Source organism: Dehalobacter sp. (assembly GCA_023667845.1).
Taxonomy (GTDB): domain Bacteria; phylum Bacillota; class Desulfitobacteriia; order Desulfitobacteriales; family Syntrophobotulaceae; genus Dehalobacter.
Genome location: JAMPIU010000073.1, coordinates 20,063 through 35,594 on the forward strand (window position 1 = coordinate 20,063; position 15,532 = coordinate 35,594).

At 41.2% G+C, this 15,532-nt stretch carries 14 protein-coding genes; all 14 read right to left on the minus strand.

What is annotated here, in order from left to right; translation table 11 throughout:
• Positions 1 to 92: 92 nt before the first annotated feature.
• Positions 93 to 1,553 (minus strand): flagellar filament capping protein FliD, encoded by a 1,461-nt coding sequence (gene fliD, locus NC238_05545; protein ID MCM1565404.1) that lies wholly within the window; start codon positions 1,551 to 1,553, stop codon positions 93 to 95.
• 17 nt (positions 1,554 to 1,570) lie between these two features.
• Positions 1,571 to 1,942, minus strand: a complete 372-nt coding sequence (locus NC238_05550) for a flagellar protein FlaG (protein ID MCM1565405.1) — start codon at positions 1,940 to 1,942, stop codon at positions 1,571 to 1,573.
• Between the two features lie 181 nt (positions 1,943 to 2,123).
• Positions 2,124 to 2,942, minus strand: a complete 819-nt coding sequence (locus tag NC238_05555; protein ID MCM1565406.1) for a flagellin — start codon at positions 2,940 to 2,942, stop codon at positions 2,124 to 2,126.
• Positions 2,943 to 3,034: 92 nt separating this feature from the next.
• Entirely contained in the window at positions 3,035 to 3,853 is an 819-nt protein-coding gene (locus NC238_05560; protein ID MCM1565407.1) for a flagellin, read from the minus strand.
• Between the two features lie 267 nt (positions 3,854 to 4,120).
• Entirely contained in the window at positions 4,121 to 4,819 is a 699-nt protein-coding gene (locus tag NC238_05565; GenBank protein ID MCM1565408.1) for an SIS domain-containing protein, read from the minus strand.
• 35 nt (positions 4,820 to 4,854) lie between these two features.
• Positions 4,855 to 6,114, minus strand: a complete 1,260-nt coding sequence (locus NC238_05570; protein MCM1565409.1) for an HAD-IIIA family hydrolase — start codon at positions 6,112 to 6,114, stop codon at positions 4,855 to 4,857.
• Positions 6,111 to 7,121 carry a GDP-mannose 4,6-dehydratase gene (locus NC238_05575; protein MCM1565410.1) on the minus strand — a complete coding sequence of 337 codons (1,011 nt, stop codon included), beginning with the start codon at positions 7,119 to 7,121 and terminating at the stop codon, positions 6,111 to 6,113. Before NC238_05575 ends, NC238_05570 begins: the two co-directional genes overlap by 4 nt.
• A gap of 2 nt (positions 7,122 to 7,123) precedes the next feature.
• Positions 7,124 to 8,116 (minus strand): kinase, encoded by a 993-nt coding sequence (locus NC238_05580; GenBank protein ID MCM1565411.1) that lies wholly within the window; start codon positions 8,114 to 8,116, stop codon positions 7,124 to 7,126.
• Between the two features lie 48 nt (positions 8,117 to 8,164).
• A complete protein-coding gene (locus NC238_05585; protein MCM1565412.1) occupies positions 8,165 to 9,331 on the minus strand; it encodes a DegT/DnrJ/EryC1/StrS aminotransferase family protein in 1,167 nt (388 codons plus the stop codon).
• Between the two features lie 19 nt (positions 9,332 to 9,350).
• Positions 9,351 to 10,280: a GDP-L-fucose synthase gene (locus NC238_05590; protein MCM1565413.1), complete on the minus strand. Its 930-nt coding sequence runs from the start codon at positions 10,278 to 10,280 to the stop codon at positions 9,351 to 9,353.
• A gap of 10 nt (positions 10,281 to 10,290) precedes the next feature.
• Complete coding sequence (locus NC238_05595; GenBank protein MCM1565414.1) at positions 10,291 to 11,229, minus strand: alpha-1,2-fucosyltransferase; 939 nt, start codon at positions 11,227 to 11,229, stop codon at positions 10,291 to 10,293.
• Positions 11,230 to 11,270: 41 nt separating this feature from the next.
• Positions 11,271 to 12,302 carry an alpha-ketoacid dehydrogenase subunit beta gene (locus NC238_05600; protein MCM1565415.1) on the minus strand — a complete coding sequence of 344 codons (1,032 nt, stop codon included), beginning with the start codon at positions 12,300 to 12,302 and terminating at the stop codon, positions 11,271 to 11,273.
• Between the two features lie 11 nt (positions 12,303 to 12,313).
• The gene (locus tag NC238_05605) at positions 12,314 to 13,255 is read right to left on the minus strand and encodes a thiamine pyrophosphate-dependent dehydrogenase E1 component subunit alpha (GenBank protein MCM1565416.1); all 942 of its coding nucleotides are present in this window, start codon (positions 13,253 to 13,255) and stop codon (positions 12,314 to 12,316) included.
• Positions 13,256 to 13,289: 34 nt separating this feature from the next.
• Positions 13,290 to 15,374 carry a glycosyltransferase gene (locus NC238_05610; GenBank protein MCM1565417.1) on the minus strand — a complete coding sequence of 695 codons (2,085 nt, stop codon included), beginning with the start codon at positions 15,372 to 15,374 and terminating at the stop codon, positions 13,290 to 13,292.
• Between the last annotated feature and the right edge of the window lie 158 nt (positions 15,375 to 15,532).

Consider the following 15,532-nt stretch of genomic DNA (forward strand, 5'->3'; position numbering starts at 1 on the left):
GCCCAGCCTCCTGACATAAATTAAACCAGTATTAAGTAACCTGTATAAATGAACCTGCATATTTTGAGTCGTGCCTTGGTTTGATGATAATCTTAGCTTTTCGAGTCGGAGCTGGAACTGGAACTGCTCATCGAACTAAGCAGGGAGGTCATATAGGTGCTCTCCGAACTCAACGCTGAGAGCTGTGCTTCCAGCTTTGAATATTGGTTTGTAATCCTCTCCGTGTAGGCATCGATTTTTCCCTGGAAGTCTTTCATTCTGCTCTTCAGGTCACTGATCTGACTGGCATAGCCATCTTCTGTCTGGTCAAGAGACCCGCCATACTTCACCATCGGATTCAGATACTCTTCCAGAATGTTAGCCAGACCCTGGGCCTGCGTCGTTTCGGTTGTTTCTGTGACTGGGGTTACCCCGCCGGCTGTTGCACCGAACAAATTGGCAACACCGTCCGCATCCTCTTTTAGCGCTTCCGCAAATGCATCCGTATCAAACTCCAGCAAAGCACTCTTGCCGAAATTATCGGATGAAGTATCAATACCGACATCCGATAGAAGACTGAACGTGCCACCCATGCTTCCCATCGAATCAGACAGGAGGGTTCTGAGCCTGCTCTGAATGCTCTGAACCGTCGGATCTCCAAATAAGACACCTTTTGTATTGGCCGCTTCATCATAGGCCAAATCTGTTTCAATTAAAGTTTGCAGGGAATTATACTGGTCGACAAAAGCCTGAACAGCTTTCTCCGCATCCGTATAATCCGCTGAAACCGTTACATTGACCGTCGTTCCGACGGCCTCTTTATTCAGGTTCAGGGTCAGTCCGTCAATCGCAGTGGTTACGGTGTTCGACGAACTGGTGATATTCGTAATCCCGTTGATAGTCAGCTGCGCATCCTGAGCCGGCTGAACAACATTCAGCGTTCCGGTAGCAGACGGTTTGATCCCTAGAAAATCAAGCACGTTTCCCGTAGTATCCGTAAAATCAGCAGCATATTCTGTTCCGGTTTTTGATGATACCAGAGCAAGCTGATAGCCGCCGCTGACTTTGACGACCGAAGCATTCACGCCTGCTCCGGCATTGTTGATAGAAGTGGCAATATCCTGAAGACTTGCCCCGTCCGCTACGGAGATATCGGCCGTTGTGCTCCCGACACTGATTTGAAACGTCCCGGCTGTGAGTCCGGTAAGCGACGTGGAGGCGCTTGCAACATTCTGGACAGTACTTGCGGCCGTCTGTGCTTTAGCAAGCTGGATCACCTCGACCGCATAAACACCCTTCAGCGTCGAAGCGTCGCTGGAAGCTGTGAGGATGGTTTCATTACTCGATACCGCAGAAGTCCCTGTCCAGGTTGAAGACTTTTTCAAATCAGCCAGGGTGTTTTCCAGCGCCGACAACCGCGTATTGATATCCTGCCAGGCATATTTTTCTTCCTGAAGACTGCTCAGGCTGTTTTGCATCGTCGTCAGCGGTTTGCTGTAGTTACTGATTAATGCTTCGGTGATCCCGCTGAAATCATATCCGGATATCCCGGAAAGTGATAAACTCGATGTCATGATGGGTATCCCCTTTCCTAGGCCTTTTTATCCACCAACAGGCCTACTGAATCCTGAACGGATTCAAGCATTTCGACAACTCTGGCAGGTGGAATTTCGCTCAGAATCTCGCCGCTTTCCTGATCAATGATTTTAACCACAATCCTGTTGGACTTTTCGTTCACTTCAAATTGCAGCTTTTTATTAAAAAGCCCCATCAACCGGTTCATTTTTTCCGCAGCCTGTTCGACTTCCTCCCGTGGAAGCTCTTCTCTGGCCGAAGCAGCATTGTCCTTCTTATCGACAACCAGGCGGGGCGCCTCATTTTTGCCCTGCTCGAGTTTCTGGCCGGAAAACGTGTCCTGCGGCATAACCGGGCTCAGGTTAGTTGGCTGGATAGCGCTAACCATCTTCAATTCCTCCTCATAACCATTTTTCTTGAATGTTTATATGATATAGAAAGCTGAGCCTATGTTAAATCAAAATGATGATTGTCTTCTTAATTTGCGATACGTTCTTTTTTGGAAGAAGAGCTGGCCGAGATGACCCGGCCAGCTCCTTATCATGCCGGCTATATCAGAAAACGAATCCTTATTGCAACAATTTAAGTACGTTCTGCGGAACCTGGTTGGCCTGAGCCAGCATCGCAACACCGGCCTGGCTGATAATCTGATTTTTTGTGAAATCCGACATTTCAGCAGCCATGTCGACGTCTTTAATGGTCGATCTGGCAGAAGACAGGTTCTCGGAAGCAACATTCAGGTTGGCAATGGTATGCTCAAGTCTGTTCTGGTTCGCACCAAGCTTGGCACGTTCGTCCGAAACTGACTTAATCGCAGTATCAATGATTGTAATTGCGGCTGCAGCTCCGGTCTGGGTAGTCAGCGTGATGGCTCCAGTGCCAACGCCCAATGAAGTCGCATTCATTTGGCCAAGCGTAACGGCCAGGGTCTGTCCATTGTTGGCGCCGATCTGGAACGTGAAGGAATTGCTGGCAGTGTTCAGCAGGTTCTGTCCGTTGAACTGGGTTCTATTGGAAATATCCGTTATTTCTGTCTGCAGCTGAGTAATTTCAAGAGCGATTTCAGAACGGTCAGCGGATGTATTGGTATCGGTGGCTGCCTGAACAGCAAGGGTTCTCATTCTCTGAAGAATGCTGTGTGTTTCAGTTAAAGCACCTTCTGCGGTTTGAATCAGGGTAATGGCACTTTCAGCATTGTCAGTGGCCTGGTTCAAGCCGTTGATCTGGCTGGTCATCTTTTCGCTGATGGCCAGGCCTGCAGCATCGTCAGCTGCTTTGTTGATACGGTAGCCGCTGGACAGTTTTTCCAAAGAACTCTGCATGGCCTTGTTGGTCGTATTAAGGCTTCTCTGAGCGCTCAAGCTCGATAAATTGGTGTTTACAATCATTGTTCTTCCCTCCATGAAATCTGATGTTTCGCATCCATGCGATTTTTAATGATATTTGCTGTTATTTGTAGCAATTTTCAGAAAGTAAATTCTTATTGTAATAATTTAAGCACGTTTTGCGGAACCTGGTTGGCCTGAGCCAGCATCGCAACACCGGCCTGACTGATAATCTGATTCTTGGTGAAATCCGACATTTCAGCAGCCATGTCGACGTCTTTAATGGTCGATCTGGCGGAAGACAGGTTCTCAGAAGCAACATTCAGGTTGGCAATGGTATGCTCAAGTCTGTTCTGGCTAGCACCGAGCTTGGCACGTTCATCGGAAACTGACTTAATCGCAGTATCAATGGTTGTAATCGCAGCTGCGGCACCGGTCTGTGAGCTCAGGTCGATAGATGTACCACCGACGCCCAGTGAAGTCGCATTCATCTGGCCAAGCGTAACGGCCAATGTCTGTCCGCAGTTGGCGCCGATCTGGAATGTGAAGGAATTGCTGGCAGTGTTCAGCAGGTTCTGTCCGTTGAACTGGGTTCTATTGGAAATATCCGTTATTTCTGTCTGCAGCTGAGTAATTTCAAGAGCGATTTCAGAACGGTCAGCGGATGTATTGGTATCGGTGGCTGCCTGAACAGCAAGGGTTCTCATTCTCTGAAGAATGCTGTGTGTTTCAGTTAAAGCACCTTCTGCGGTTTGAATCAGGGTAATGGCACTTTCAGCATTGTCAGTGGCCTGGTTCAAGCCGTTGATCTGGCTGGTCATCTTTTCGCTGATGGCCAGGCCTGCAGCATCGTCAGCTGCTTTGTTGATACGGTAGCCGCTGGACAGTTTTTCCAAAGAACTCTGCATGGCCTTGTTGGTCGTATTAAGGCTTCTCTGAGCGCTCAGGCTCGATAAATTGGTGTTTACAATCATTGTTTTTCCCTCCATGAAATTTGATATTTCGCATCCTTGCGATTTTCATTGTTTCAGGTTTCCGCCGGCAATGGAAACCTGCTCTCACTTATATTTTCGTACATTTTATTTTTTTCTTTAACTCAATATTTTGCCAACAGATTAGAATACATCTTAATTTATTTCATTCTCTCGCTTTTTCTCTACTTTCCTACATTATTTATTTTTAATAAAGTCTTTTAACCTTTCCTATAGAACGATTATCTTCCATTGGTTTATACAATCCGGTTACATACTGATCCCCAAGAAGTTATCCTCTTCAAGTAATCTGCAATCCTCATTTTCGCCAAAAAATTCCGTTTCAAGCATCGAGCAAACTGCATGATAAATCGGCAAATGATACTCTTGTATGCGATAAGTTTCAGTAGAAGGCACTTTTATACAATAATCACTAATCAAAGACAATTCCCCACCCTTTTCACCGGTAAAAGCAATTGTTGTTAATTTTTTAACTTTTGCTGCCATAAAAGCATTGCATATATTTTTAGAAGTTCCCGATGTGGAGAATCCTACCAAAATATCACCTTGTTTTCCGTAGCCGTATATTAATTGTGCAAACAAATATTCTGCGTGAACATCATTATTAAAAGCAGTAGCAATTGATGTCTGACTAACTAAAGAAATAGCTGGAAGTGCTTTTTGCAGGTTCTTCGCAATGTCTTCTCCTTTTTTTGCAAACAATTGCAAAAACACGAATTGCTCCTCCTCTGTTAGCTTTCTCGGTCTTTTAAATCCTTTCATTAATTCACCCACAGCATGTTCACAGTCGGAAGCACTTCCGCCGTTGCCACAAAAATAAACAGTTCCGTTCCGACGAAAGCAATGTGCCATATTATGAAAAACCTGAATGATATTACTTCGGATTGATTCCAATTCAGGATAATGTTTGAACAGAATTTCCAACTCATTTCTTACGGCATTTTTCACGCTTACACCTCAATATTTTAATACGATTATATAAATTAATAAGGGGCAACTTCAATAATTTGTTCGACAGCAGTAAAAAGTGACTCAGTGACAATATCTGCCCGTAATCGTTCTTTTCCCACATAAGCAGTTTTACATCCGGCCACCTTTCCTGCTTGGATGTCAGTTAAACCGTCTCCTACAATCCAAGAGGATTCCAAATCTATATGATATTGAGCAGCAGCTTTTAAGAGTAATCCGGGACTGGGCTTTCTACATTCACATTCAATCTTATACTCTGGACGTTCTCCCTTAAAACCTTTGTGCGGGTGATGGGGACAAAAAAACAAATCATCAATATAGGCGCCATGCTCTCCAAGCAAGGCATCCATCATTTCATGAATTTTATCGAGTTCCTCCAGACTGCATTCACCTCGCGCAATAACTGGCTGATTTGTTACAACAATAGCAAGATAGCCACTTTGATTAATTTTAGCTATGGCTTCGCCTGCGTTAGACGTAAGAATAAATTGTTCAGGGGAAGAAATAAATCCTATATGTTCGTTAATGGTACCATCTCTATCTAAGAAAATCGCTTTTTGCGGCAGAGTTAGATTCCGTTTTTCAACAATTCCCTGAACAAGATCTTTTTCAACTTGAGAAAATCGAGATGGGGTTCCAAGATCCCTCACATACTCTGGTGAACGATAGGTAAATATCAATTGTTTTGAAACCAATGGGCCAATTATATCCTTATCCAGATCAGCATAACCTCCATTTAATACCTCAAAGATTTCAGGTGATAAGAGGTGTACGCCTGCATTAACCAGGTTACGACCTTCCCCTCTCACACCCCATGCTACGACCATACCATTTTGATCTACTTTGCAAAGACGACTGTCATGGGGGTGAGAATTAGGATGAACCAAGAGAGTAGCCACGCCATGGAATTGTTCCCGCATTCTTTTAAAGTCTATGTCAAAAATCAGGTCACCGTTAATGAGCAAAAAAGGTTCAGTGAGTTTGTCCTTCAAGTAGTATAAGCCACCGGCAGTTCCAAGCGGCTCTTTTTCGATTATATATGAAATATTAACTCCCCATGCACTTCCATCTTGGAAATATGATTGAATTGATTCTCCTAAATAACCGATCACAAGAACAATTTCCAAGATATTATTTGCTTTAAGCCTTTCAATCTGATGCAAGAGCACAGGCTTTCCACATATTGGTGTCATGGGCTTTGGTAACTCACCAGAAACGGATTTGAGCCTAGTTCCCATTCCTCCAGCCATAATCACAGCAATCAAATTTATCACCTCGTCAAGAATACTTCGCCCGATGCTATACGACCACGCCAGTAATCCAGAAGGTCTTTCATAGTAGTTGAAAAAGGAATTTCCGGTTTCCATCCGGTATGTTCGGTAAATTTCGAGACGTCCGGGACCTGAAGATCCGCATCAATTGGACGAAGTCTGGACTCATCCATACGAACAGTAAGTTCATTTTTTAGTGTGGACATAGAAATTAGTGTATCCAGCATCTCGCTAACTGTACAGGTAAAATTACCGCCAATATTGTAATATTCACCTTTTTGGGGATTAACTGTAACAAGTAAAAAGTAAGCTCTGACAGCATCACGTACATCAGCCCAAGTTCTCAGAGAGTCAAGGTTACCAGTTCGAATAACAGGTGGTATCAATTTCGCCTCTGCCATAGCTATTTGTTTGGCAAAGGTCGATTCTACAAATACATCACCACGACGAGGTCCAGTATGTGTAAACATACGTGTTGTCATTACAGTGAGTCCGTAACTTTCAGCATAGTATCGTCCGAGAAGATCAGTCCCAACCTTGGAAATTGCATAAGGTGATGCCGGATGAAAAGTACACTCCTCATCAATGGGCAGTTTTTCTTTCGGAACCCTGCCAAAAACCTCGGACGATGCACATATATGAATAACCGGATGCAATTGAAGTATTCGAACTGTTTCTAATAAACGGCATGTTCCCAGAATGTTTGTATTTAGGGTATCCAGTGGCGAGTCAAAGCTTGTTTTTGGGTAGCTCTGCGCTGCAAGGTGAAAAATGTAATCCGGCTGGACATCCCGTAAAATATGAATCAGTGACCCTTCATCGTTCAAATCACCATAATGCAAAAATATTCTGTTTTTTTGCTCAATAATAGGCAAAAGATGAGAAATGTTATCAAGCGGACTGCGCCATCGAATTATACCATGTATTTCCCAATTGGTATGTGCAAGCAGATAATCAGCAAGATGGGACCCTACCATTCCGGTTAACCCAGTAATAAATACTTTGGTCAAGATTAAACACCCTCTCGATAATAAATAGTTTGCGTCCCTAAATTCTCGAATGAAAATGGGATGTGAATGTATTCGGATAGACTTTTTAATAAGGCTTCCCGATTATGCGGCTGAACAAACAGCAACATAAATCCGCCCCCACCAGCACCTAATAGTTTTCCGCCGATTGCACCATTCTTACGTCCGATATCATAGATATCATCAATTTTAGAATTGGATACTTTATCAGATAAATTTCTCTTTTTCATCCACGTCTCATGGAGTAGAGCACCGAATTCAGCAATATCCGTATTACTGTTTAGTATATTTACAGCATCATTAACATAGCCCTGGATGTAAGTAAGGTCCTCCTGGTGACTGTTCATATTATTAATTTTTTCTCTTTCAATAGCATCCGCAGATCTTTGGAATCCTGTAAAAAGAAGCACAAGGTGATCATTTAATTCTTCGATCCTTTGTGGCCTCAGGGTCATAGGGTTGACTTCAAAAGTACCATCCCGACGAAACACTATTTGATTGAATCCTCCATATGCTGCAGTTATCTGATCCTGACAGCCTACGGCCTCATGAATTAAATCCTGTTCAATATGAATAGAGTCTGAGGCTAACTTCTGATCTGAGGCCAATTTACCCATCTGGCCATAGAGTGCATTAAGAAAACCAACTGTAAAGGAAGAACTTGATCCAATCCCTGAACGGGCAGGAATGTCCGTATTATAATGCATATCAATGCCGCCATCTATGTTAAGGAACTTAAGCGTCTCACGTATGGAAGGATGTTCTATTAAATTGATGTTATCAACCGTTTCTGTTTTTGAACCGTAAACAAACCGGTTTCGAAAATCCCAAAAAGGAGGCATCTCGCGCAATTGAATATATAGGTATTTATCAATCGTCGTCGAAAGCACATTACCTCCATGCTCTGTATACCACTTTGGAATATCCGTTCCTCCTCCGAAGAAGGATATACGGAAAGGTGTTCGTGTAATAATCATAATAAACTCCTACACTACAATTTATTCTGCGTTATATCAAAACACAAATTATACTTTATTCAATAACTTACATAACTGAATTATTTTTTCTTGTTCTAAGTCTGGGTAATTTCCAATGTATAAGCCAAAAAAATGAATATGATCAGTATTTTTGTACTTTTCAGGATATAATTCCGAGAAAGCGGAACGCACGTATGGCTGGCGAGTAATATTCCCACCGCCAGCAGTTCCGCGGCGAAACTCAACATTCTTTTCCCTAAGCATAGCAGTAATTTTATTAAAGGTATTTTTATTCTTTTCTTGCAAAATCAAAACAAATGCATAATTACAGCTGCCTAAAGTATCAAATTGAGTAGCGAACTTTTCCCGGTCCAAATATGACAAAAACAATTCAAAGTTTGCTCTTCGCTTTTCATTATTTGCATCAAGCCGCTTCAATTGATTTCTGCCAATTACTGCATTAAGTTCTGTGCTACGCATATTAAATGCAGGTAAGGCAAAGATGAACTCTTCATTGAGATCTGGGTATTTATCAAGTATGCTTCGTTGATATTTTTCATCCCGACATTCCCGAAGTAATCCGTGGCTACGCGACATTCGAAAGGTTCTATACAATTCATCACTATTTGTACAAATCATTCCCCCTTCAATCGTACTCATATGATGCGCATAATAAAATGAAAAATTTGATACTAATCCCCATGAACCAAGTTTTTTTGACTGAAACACTGCACCATGAGATTCACAAACATCTTCAATAAGCATAATATCTCGCTTTTGAAGCTCTTCTAGCAGATTTTCACTTAATCCGTTAAAGCCAAGGACATACGTCAAAAAAACAGCTTTTGTTTCAGGCGTTATAGCTTCAATAATCATTTCCTCGTCCATAGCTAAATTCTTCAAACAGCAATCAACAAAGATTGGTTTATGTCCAAAGTGAATAACACTTGCAATATCACTGGTCCATGTAAGAGTAGGAACAATCACTTCACAGGAACCGTAAAGGAAATAAAGAGCAGCCATTGTCATAAAGTTAGCTGAGGCACCGGAATTAACAAACACACTATGTTTTACCCCAAGCCATTTACTCCATTCATGTTCGAAGCTTTCCACCTGTTTTCCCTGTGTAAAACTATCGCTTGTCTGTAAAAAATTTATTAGACAATCGATATCTTCCTTAAGAATGTTATTTTTCATTAATGGGATATTTAACATTTTTATCCTTCCCGCTCTCTTATTTAGCTTTATATTTTAAAAACCAGCTGAATGTTTCCTCTAGCCCTCTTTTGAGTGACATTTCTGCTTTCCAGCCCAGCCCCTTAGCCTTTGAGCTGTCAAGTATCCTCCTAGGCATGCCGTCAGGTTTTGAAGTGTCAAAAATGAGTTTCCCTTTAAAACCTGTTAAATCTTTAATTATTAGAGCTAATTCATGAATAGATATATCTTCACCCGTCCCGATATTTATGACAGGTAATTCACTGTGTCTCATCATGAAAACTAGTGCTTTTGCAACATCGTCAATATAGATGAATTCTCTTCGTACATTACCGCTTCCCCATATTGTAATAGCTTCAGTATTCGTTTTTACTGCCTCATAAAACCTTTGAAACAATGCAGAAATGACATGCCCATTCTCAGGGTCAAAATGATCTCTCGGGCCATAGGTATTTGCTGGGATACAACTAATAAAACATTCTCCATACTGCTGTTGGAAATAAACACATTGGCGTACTCCCAGAAGTTTCGCGAGTGCGAACCCTTCATTTGTAGGTTCTGGTATACCTGTAAGTAATGCTTTCTCCGTAATCGGTTGTGGGCATTCACGAGGGTAAATACAAGAAGACCCTAAATATAGAAATTTCTTTACTTTATATTTGTGTGCTGACGAAATCGTATTCATAGTTATATAGGCATTTTCCATTGCAAAATCCGCCATATAGCGTTGATTAGCCTGAATACCGCCCACGTGTCCGGCACACATAAAAACATAGTCGGGACGCATCAGTTTAAAAAAATCATCCGTTGCCTGCTGACTGAGCAAATCTAAATCCTGATGGTTAATTAAAATTAGATTCTCATATCCCAATACCTTTAGGTGTTGCGTAACCGCATGCCCTATCAATCCCGTATGCCCAGCGATATAAATTCTTGATTCTTTTTTCACCTTAAGCCTCCTAAAATACTCCCCGACTTTGGATTGGATTAATAACCCATTTATCTTTTTTTGTATTTAAAAGTGCTGCAAGATATCCATAAACACTTGAACAAAGAACCATGCCATCGCACATTGCCATCAACTGCATATCACAATGATTATTTTTGCTGGTGCGTTTTTCTTCGCAATAGACTAGGCGATCCTGAGGAAGTAAAAAACCATACTCTTTTGCATTCATTTTGCAATGTTCAATATCATCAGAGAAAATAAAGAATCGCAAATCCCTTTTTTTGTTAAACTTTTTCATTATTTTGCTGATAGCATCTTTAAAGTACGAAGGTTGTAGTGATCTATTAAGCAGTGCATAGCCTCCTCTACGAACGTGAATCGCAATAGCGTAAGAATCCTCAATTTTTTTAGACATCTCTAGGTCCGATTCTGATTCCAAAGGAGGCAAGGCCAATTCTTTACGAAACATATCCTCATACTGCATAAACCATCCGCCATTTGTAAAATATCCCCAGTAATATACATTTCCCTGTGATTGAAGCATTTCCGGTATGTGGTGATAGTATGGCATTCTTGCAATCATCCCGTCAAAAATATAAGTTGGGCATTCTGCAATCATAAAAAACTCCAATCCGCTGTCTTTTAAAATCTGGGGCATATGGCTACCGCCAAGGAGCGGTGGCTTTTTTCGTGCAATGCTTACAATTTCTTCCCAGACATCCGGTGTAAAATAGGATGAAAGGAGCGTTGGTTTTGTACCTGTGTACTTATGCAATTGATAGCTATGATGTTCTTGGCTTTCAACACTTTCCGCCAAATCTCCATGTTCAAGGTAAAACCACAAATCATCCAAATAAACCTTATCGCCAGTTGCTTCCTCTAGACATCTGGCAAAAATGTACTGTGTAGTTTGATTTGCAAGGGCTCCATCTAACAATACAATTTTCAAAGATAATCCCCCTAATCAATTTCTATAAACTAAAATGTCCACTAAAAAGGTCCTTTAAACTTATTCTCATATGAGTAGAAATCTTCTTCGGAAAGATCTATCGGATCCAACCCTAATATTTTTTCCGCAGCTCGAATTATTTGTTCCGCTCCGCTATAAAAAAGGTTTTCCAGCGGTCTTGTACATGGACAGGGAACAGGCGCAAAACCTATCCTGGCAATGGGCGATTTCAAGCTTGAAAAACATTGATCATAGACTCTTGATGAAATTTCTGATGAAAAACCACAATGTAACCAGTCATTATCCGCAATAATACAGCGCTTTGTTTTTTTAACAGAAGATATAATTGGCTTCTCATTGAATGGAGAAACTGACCTCACATCAATTACTTGGGTACTTACGCCATATTTTTTTAAGATGTCTGCAGCCTGGATCGCTTCCACATTCATCCATGAAGTAGCTGCAATCGTTAAATCTTCTCCTTCACGCAATATCTGAGGTGTTTCCAAGTCAAGATCTTCAGTATAGCCAGTAACATCCCCTTCAACGTCATACAGAAACCGGTGTTCTAAAAGAACAACTGGATCATCCTGACGAATAGCAAAAATCAACATATTTTTTGCATCTGACGGCGTAGAAGGCATATAAACTTTAAGCCCAGGAATATGAGCAAATATAGACTGTAAAGATTTGCTGTGCTGAGCCGATTGTCCCCAGCCACGGCCAATTATAGCCCGTATAACTATGGGAGCTGTCATTTTCCCATTAGTACTGTATCGAATTGTTGAGATCATGTTTGCTAATTGGTTCATGGCTAAAAGCAAAAAATCTACGCGAATATGAACATGGATCGGTCTGAGCCCATTCATTGCCGCTCCTAAGCCAAATCCAGTCATTGCCTCCTCAGATATAGGCGTAGCAAAACACCGATCTGTTCCAAATTCCTCCAGTAGGTGAGCTGTACTGCCAAAAATCCGTTTATGATCCGCTACATCTAATCCATATATAAATATACGATCATCCCTGCGCATCTCTTCAATTAGGGCTTGGTTAATAGCCTCACGATATGACATCTTACTCACTGCTATTCATATACCCCCTTATAGAGTTCTTCAGAGGAAGCGAACGGTGCTTCTTTTGCTTTTCTCACACTGAGATCAATTTGGCAATTCACATCTTCTTCGATCTCCTCGGCAATAGAAATATCCAATTTGCTTCTAAAAGTTAAAACAGGATCCTTCCTATTCCAGATTTCAAATTCATCACGAGAACGATAACCTGCATTAAAATCAAAATTAATACCAACATGTTCATAATAACGATAGTATTTTGAACAAAGAACTGCAGGTTTTTGTTTTTCGGATATAGCTCTCATCGCTGCACTTGCTACGTGATATATTTCTTCAGCGTCAGTTGAATCTCCAGTATCATACAGGAGACAATTGTATTGCATTATAATGTTCTGAAAGGAATCATAACCCTTCCGGGTACTAAAATCAGCATGAATCGCCAGCCCATTATCTTCATACACAAAAAGGACAGGCAAATGCATGAGGCAAGCAACATTCAAGCTTTCCCAAAATACGCCTTCTTCTACTGCCCCATCTCCCATAAAGCATGCAGTAATAATTGGCTTATTCAAGCGCTTATTTGCATATGCGGCACCAACGGCGAGGGAAATTGTCGATGCTACAATTGCGCTTGAATACAAAAGTCCTGACTGTGGATTAGACAAATGCATAGAACCAGCTTTGCCATTGGCAATATAACCCGATTTTCCATAAAGTTCTAAGAAGAATAGATCTGTCTCTTCGGCCATAGCGATATAGAGAGCGTGACTTCTAAAAGTCCCAAAGGCTTGTCCTGATGGTTTTAAAGCTTCTACTACACCACTAATAATTGCTTCTTCCCCAATAGACAAATGTACAGGCGTCTTCATATCATCTTCATTATAAAGAGCAATAATTTTTTGTTCTGCCGCTCGAATCCTATAAAGGTGTCTGTATAAATTTTTTTTTAAATTCATAAACCATTCCCCTAAGTATATTTTATAGAAAATCCTAACTTTGTTCCGAAATCCTAATATTTAATTTAAAATTGGCAATTTCCGGATCATTTGAAATAATTTCCTCATAGCCCTGAATAATTTCCCTGGCTTCTTTGAACATCCCGTTTTGAATAAACTGTTTCAGATTTGATTTCACAATCCGTGCATATTCCTGCATTTCAGCGCTGACAGCAGGCGGCGTCTGATCGTCCATCTTTTGCGTCAGCCTGTTCAGGAGTATTTCTATTCCTTTTTTCATATCAGGATACTCAAGGAGTGCTTTTTTCAAACACCTGACGTATTGGGCCTGATCGAAATTCTCAACGGAACGGGCTTTATCAAGATAGTAGAAAAATATTTCTTCCTTATTGGCCAGGAGATAAGGTTTGTCATTTTCAAATAGTTCCGGGCGGTAGATTTGCCTGATATAGACGATCCCCTCTTTGATATACCTATCCAGCACCTGATCATACTTTGCTTCATCAAGGTGTTCCGCTTCAAGAATGATCCTTCGTAATATTTTGTGGATTCTTTTTTCTTCAATCGCTGCTTCTTCATCCTGACTCAGCAGGTAGGCATAACAATCCTGAACAAAATCCAGATATTTTTCAGTCAGATATTTGAAGAACAATTCGAGCTCCTGCTCCTGAATTTTAAGGTTAACACTGCCTAAGGGGAGCTTCCTTTTTATAAGGAAATAGAACACATCTCCATAATAAAACCCGAGCTCATTAAGCGGAAGGTTCTTGATCCCATCCAGCAGCTGGCTGCTTACATTTTCCGGCTCCCAGAGCCTGATTTTGTTTAACAAGCCATACTCCGAATCTTCACTCTGGAAAAATCCGGCTGCTTCTTTCCTTTTATCGTCATTCTCACTCAGCAATAAAGACTCTAACGCCAGGCAAAAACTTTTTTCCAGGTCTTTCTTGGCAAATGCTTTTATTTTATTGTAAAAACCTTTAATCCCTTTATATTTTTCGAGGCTTAAATAAAGCGCGATTTGATGAGGAACAGCTTTTTCGACCAATTCGATGGATTCGATCTTCTCCAGTACTTCCAGCGCATCTGCTTTCTGATACATTTCCTTGTACATAACACCCAAGTCATAGTACACTTCTTCTGTTTTGGAGATCGAATTCGCCAAAATTCTTGGGTCTTTTCCGAGATACTGTTCATAGTTCTCAGCGTAATATAAAAACTTCTGGTAACTTGCAATGGCTTCCTGGTATTTCTTCAACATCCCCTGGGCTTTAGCGAGACAAAACCATAAGTCAATGGCCCATTCCCTGTATTCGAGGCCTTCCTGAGCTATTTCTACAGTCTTCTTGTACTCACCATTATCGTTGTATAAAATAGCCAGGGTACCATACACATAGAAATACTCTACTGGATCCGAGTTCTTTCTTTTGGCAGTTTCGTAAGCTCTGATTGCGGGCTCCAGGGCGTCCTTATGATTTTTAAATGTGGCAATCGTATTGGAAAGATAAAATAATAAGCCAATATTCTCAGGGTCCTTCTCGATGGCTTGCTGTAGGATGGGCTCGTAAAGCTTAAACTTCCGCTTCTTAAGTTCCGGATCATCGGCAGGATAGCCATAATGAAGCAGTACGGTATCAATGACTGCCAGGGGCGGGTTGAAGATAGGCTCTTCGTGAATAACGCCACGAAAGCCAAATTTGGCGGTCTTGCGAAATAGCCGTGTTACGACGCCGGTGCCAATTTTGCTTGGTTCATTAAAATGATAAATATTGTTAATTTTGATCGCTGCTGCGTTGATATTTTTAGATGCCTTTGTTGTTAAAAATTGAACAATCGGCTTATGATCCACCAGCTCTTCATCGGCATCTACAAACATGAACCAGTCCCCCCGGGTGTACTGCACCGTTATATTCCTCATTTTCGAATAGTCATCTTCCCAAGGATGAAAGTATATTTTATCCGTGTATTTTCTGGCGATTTCCACTGTCTGATCCATTGAGCCCGTATCCACAATGATGAGTTCCGAAGATACTGCGTTTAAAAGTGGCTTAAGGCTTTCTAAACATCTTTCCAGATTTTTTTCCTCATTTTTTACCATCATACCGATGCTTAATTTCAAAACGACCCACTTCCTTTAGCAAATGTCAGTCATCAATTCTTAAATAATTTTTTCACTAGTTCCTGCCCCCAGGATATCAAAGATTTAGCGTTTACATGATACTAAATATAATATCGGCTATACTCCTGTCTTTCTGGAGAATAAATTCTGTTAAAAAG

What these genes read in the sequence shown, in the direction of transcription:
- fliD (MCM1565404.1), bottom strand. Translation starts at nt 1,553, where the DNA reads ATGACATCGAGTTTATCACTTTCCGGGATATCCGGATATGATTTCAGC.
- NC238_05580 (MCM1565411.1), bottom strand. Translation starts at nt 8,116, where the DNA reads ATGATTATTACACGAACACCTTTCCGTATATCCTTCTTCGGAGGAGGA.
- NC238_05560 (MCM1565407.1), bottom strand. Translation starts at nt 3,853, where the DNA reads ATGATTGTAAACACCAATTTATCGAGCCTGAGCGCTCAGAGAAGCCTT.
- NC238_05585 (MCM1565412.1), bottom strand. Translation starts at nt 9,331, where the DNA reads ATGTTAAATATCCCATTAATGAAAAATAACATTCTTAAGGAAGATATC.
- NC238_05555 (MCM1565406.1), bottom strand. Translation starts at nt 2,942, where the DNA reads ATGATTGTAAACACCAATTTATCGAGCTTGAGCGCTCAGAGAAGCCTT.
- NC238_05550 (MCM1565405.1), bottom strand. Translation starts at nt 1,942, where the DNA reads ATGGTTAGCGCTATCCAGCCAACTAACCTGAGCCCGGTTATGCCGCAG.
- NC238_05605 (MCM1565416.1), bottom strand. Translation starts at nt 13,255, where the DNA reads ATGAATTTAAAAAAAAATTTATACAGACACCTTTATAGGATTCGAGCG.
- NC238_05600 (MCM1565415.1), bottom strand. Translation starts at nt 12,302, where the DNA reads ATGTCATATCGTGAGGCTATTAACCAAGCCCTAATTGAAGAGATGCGC.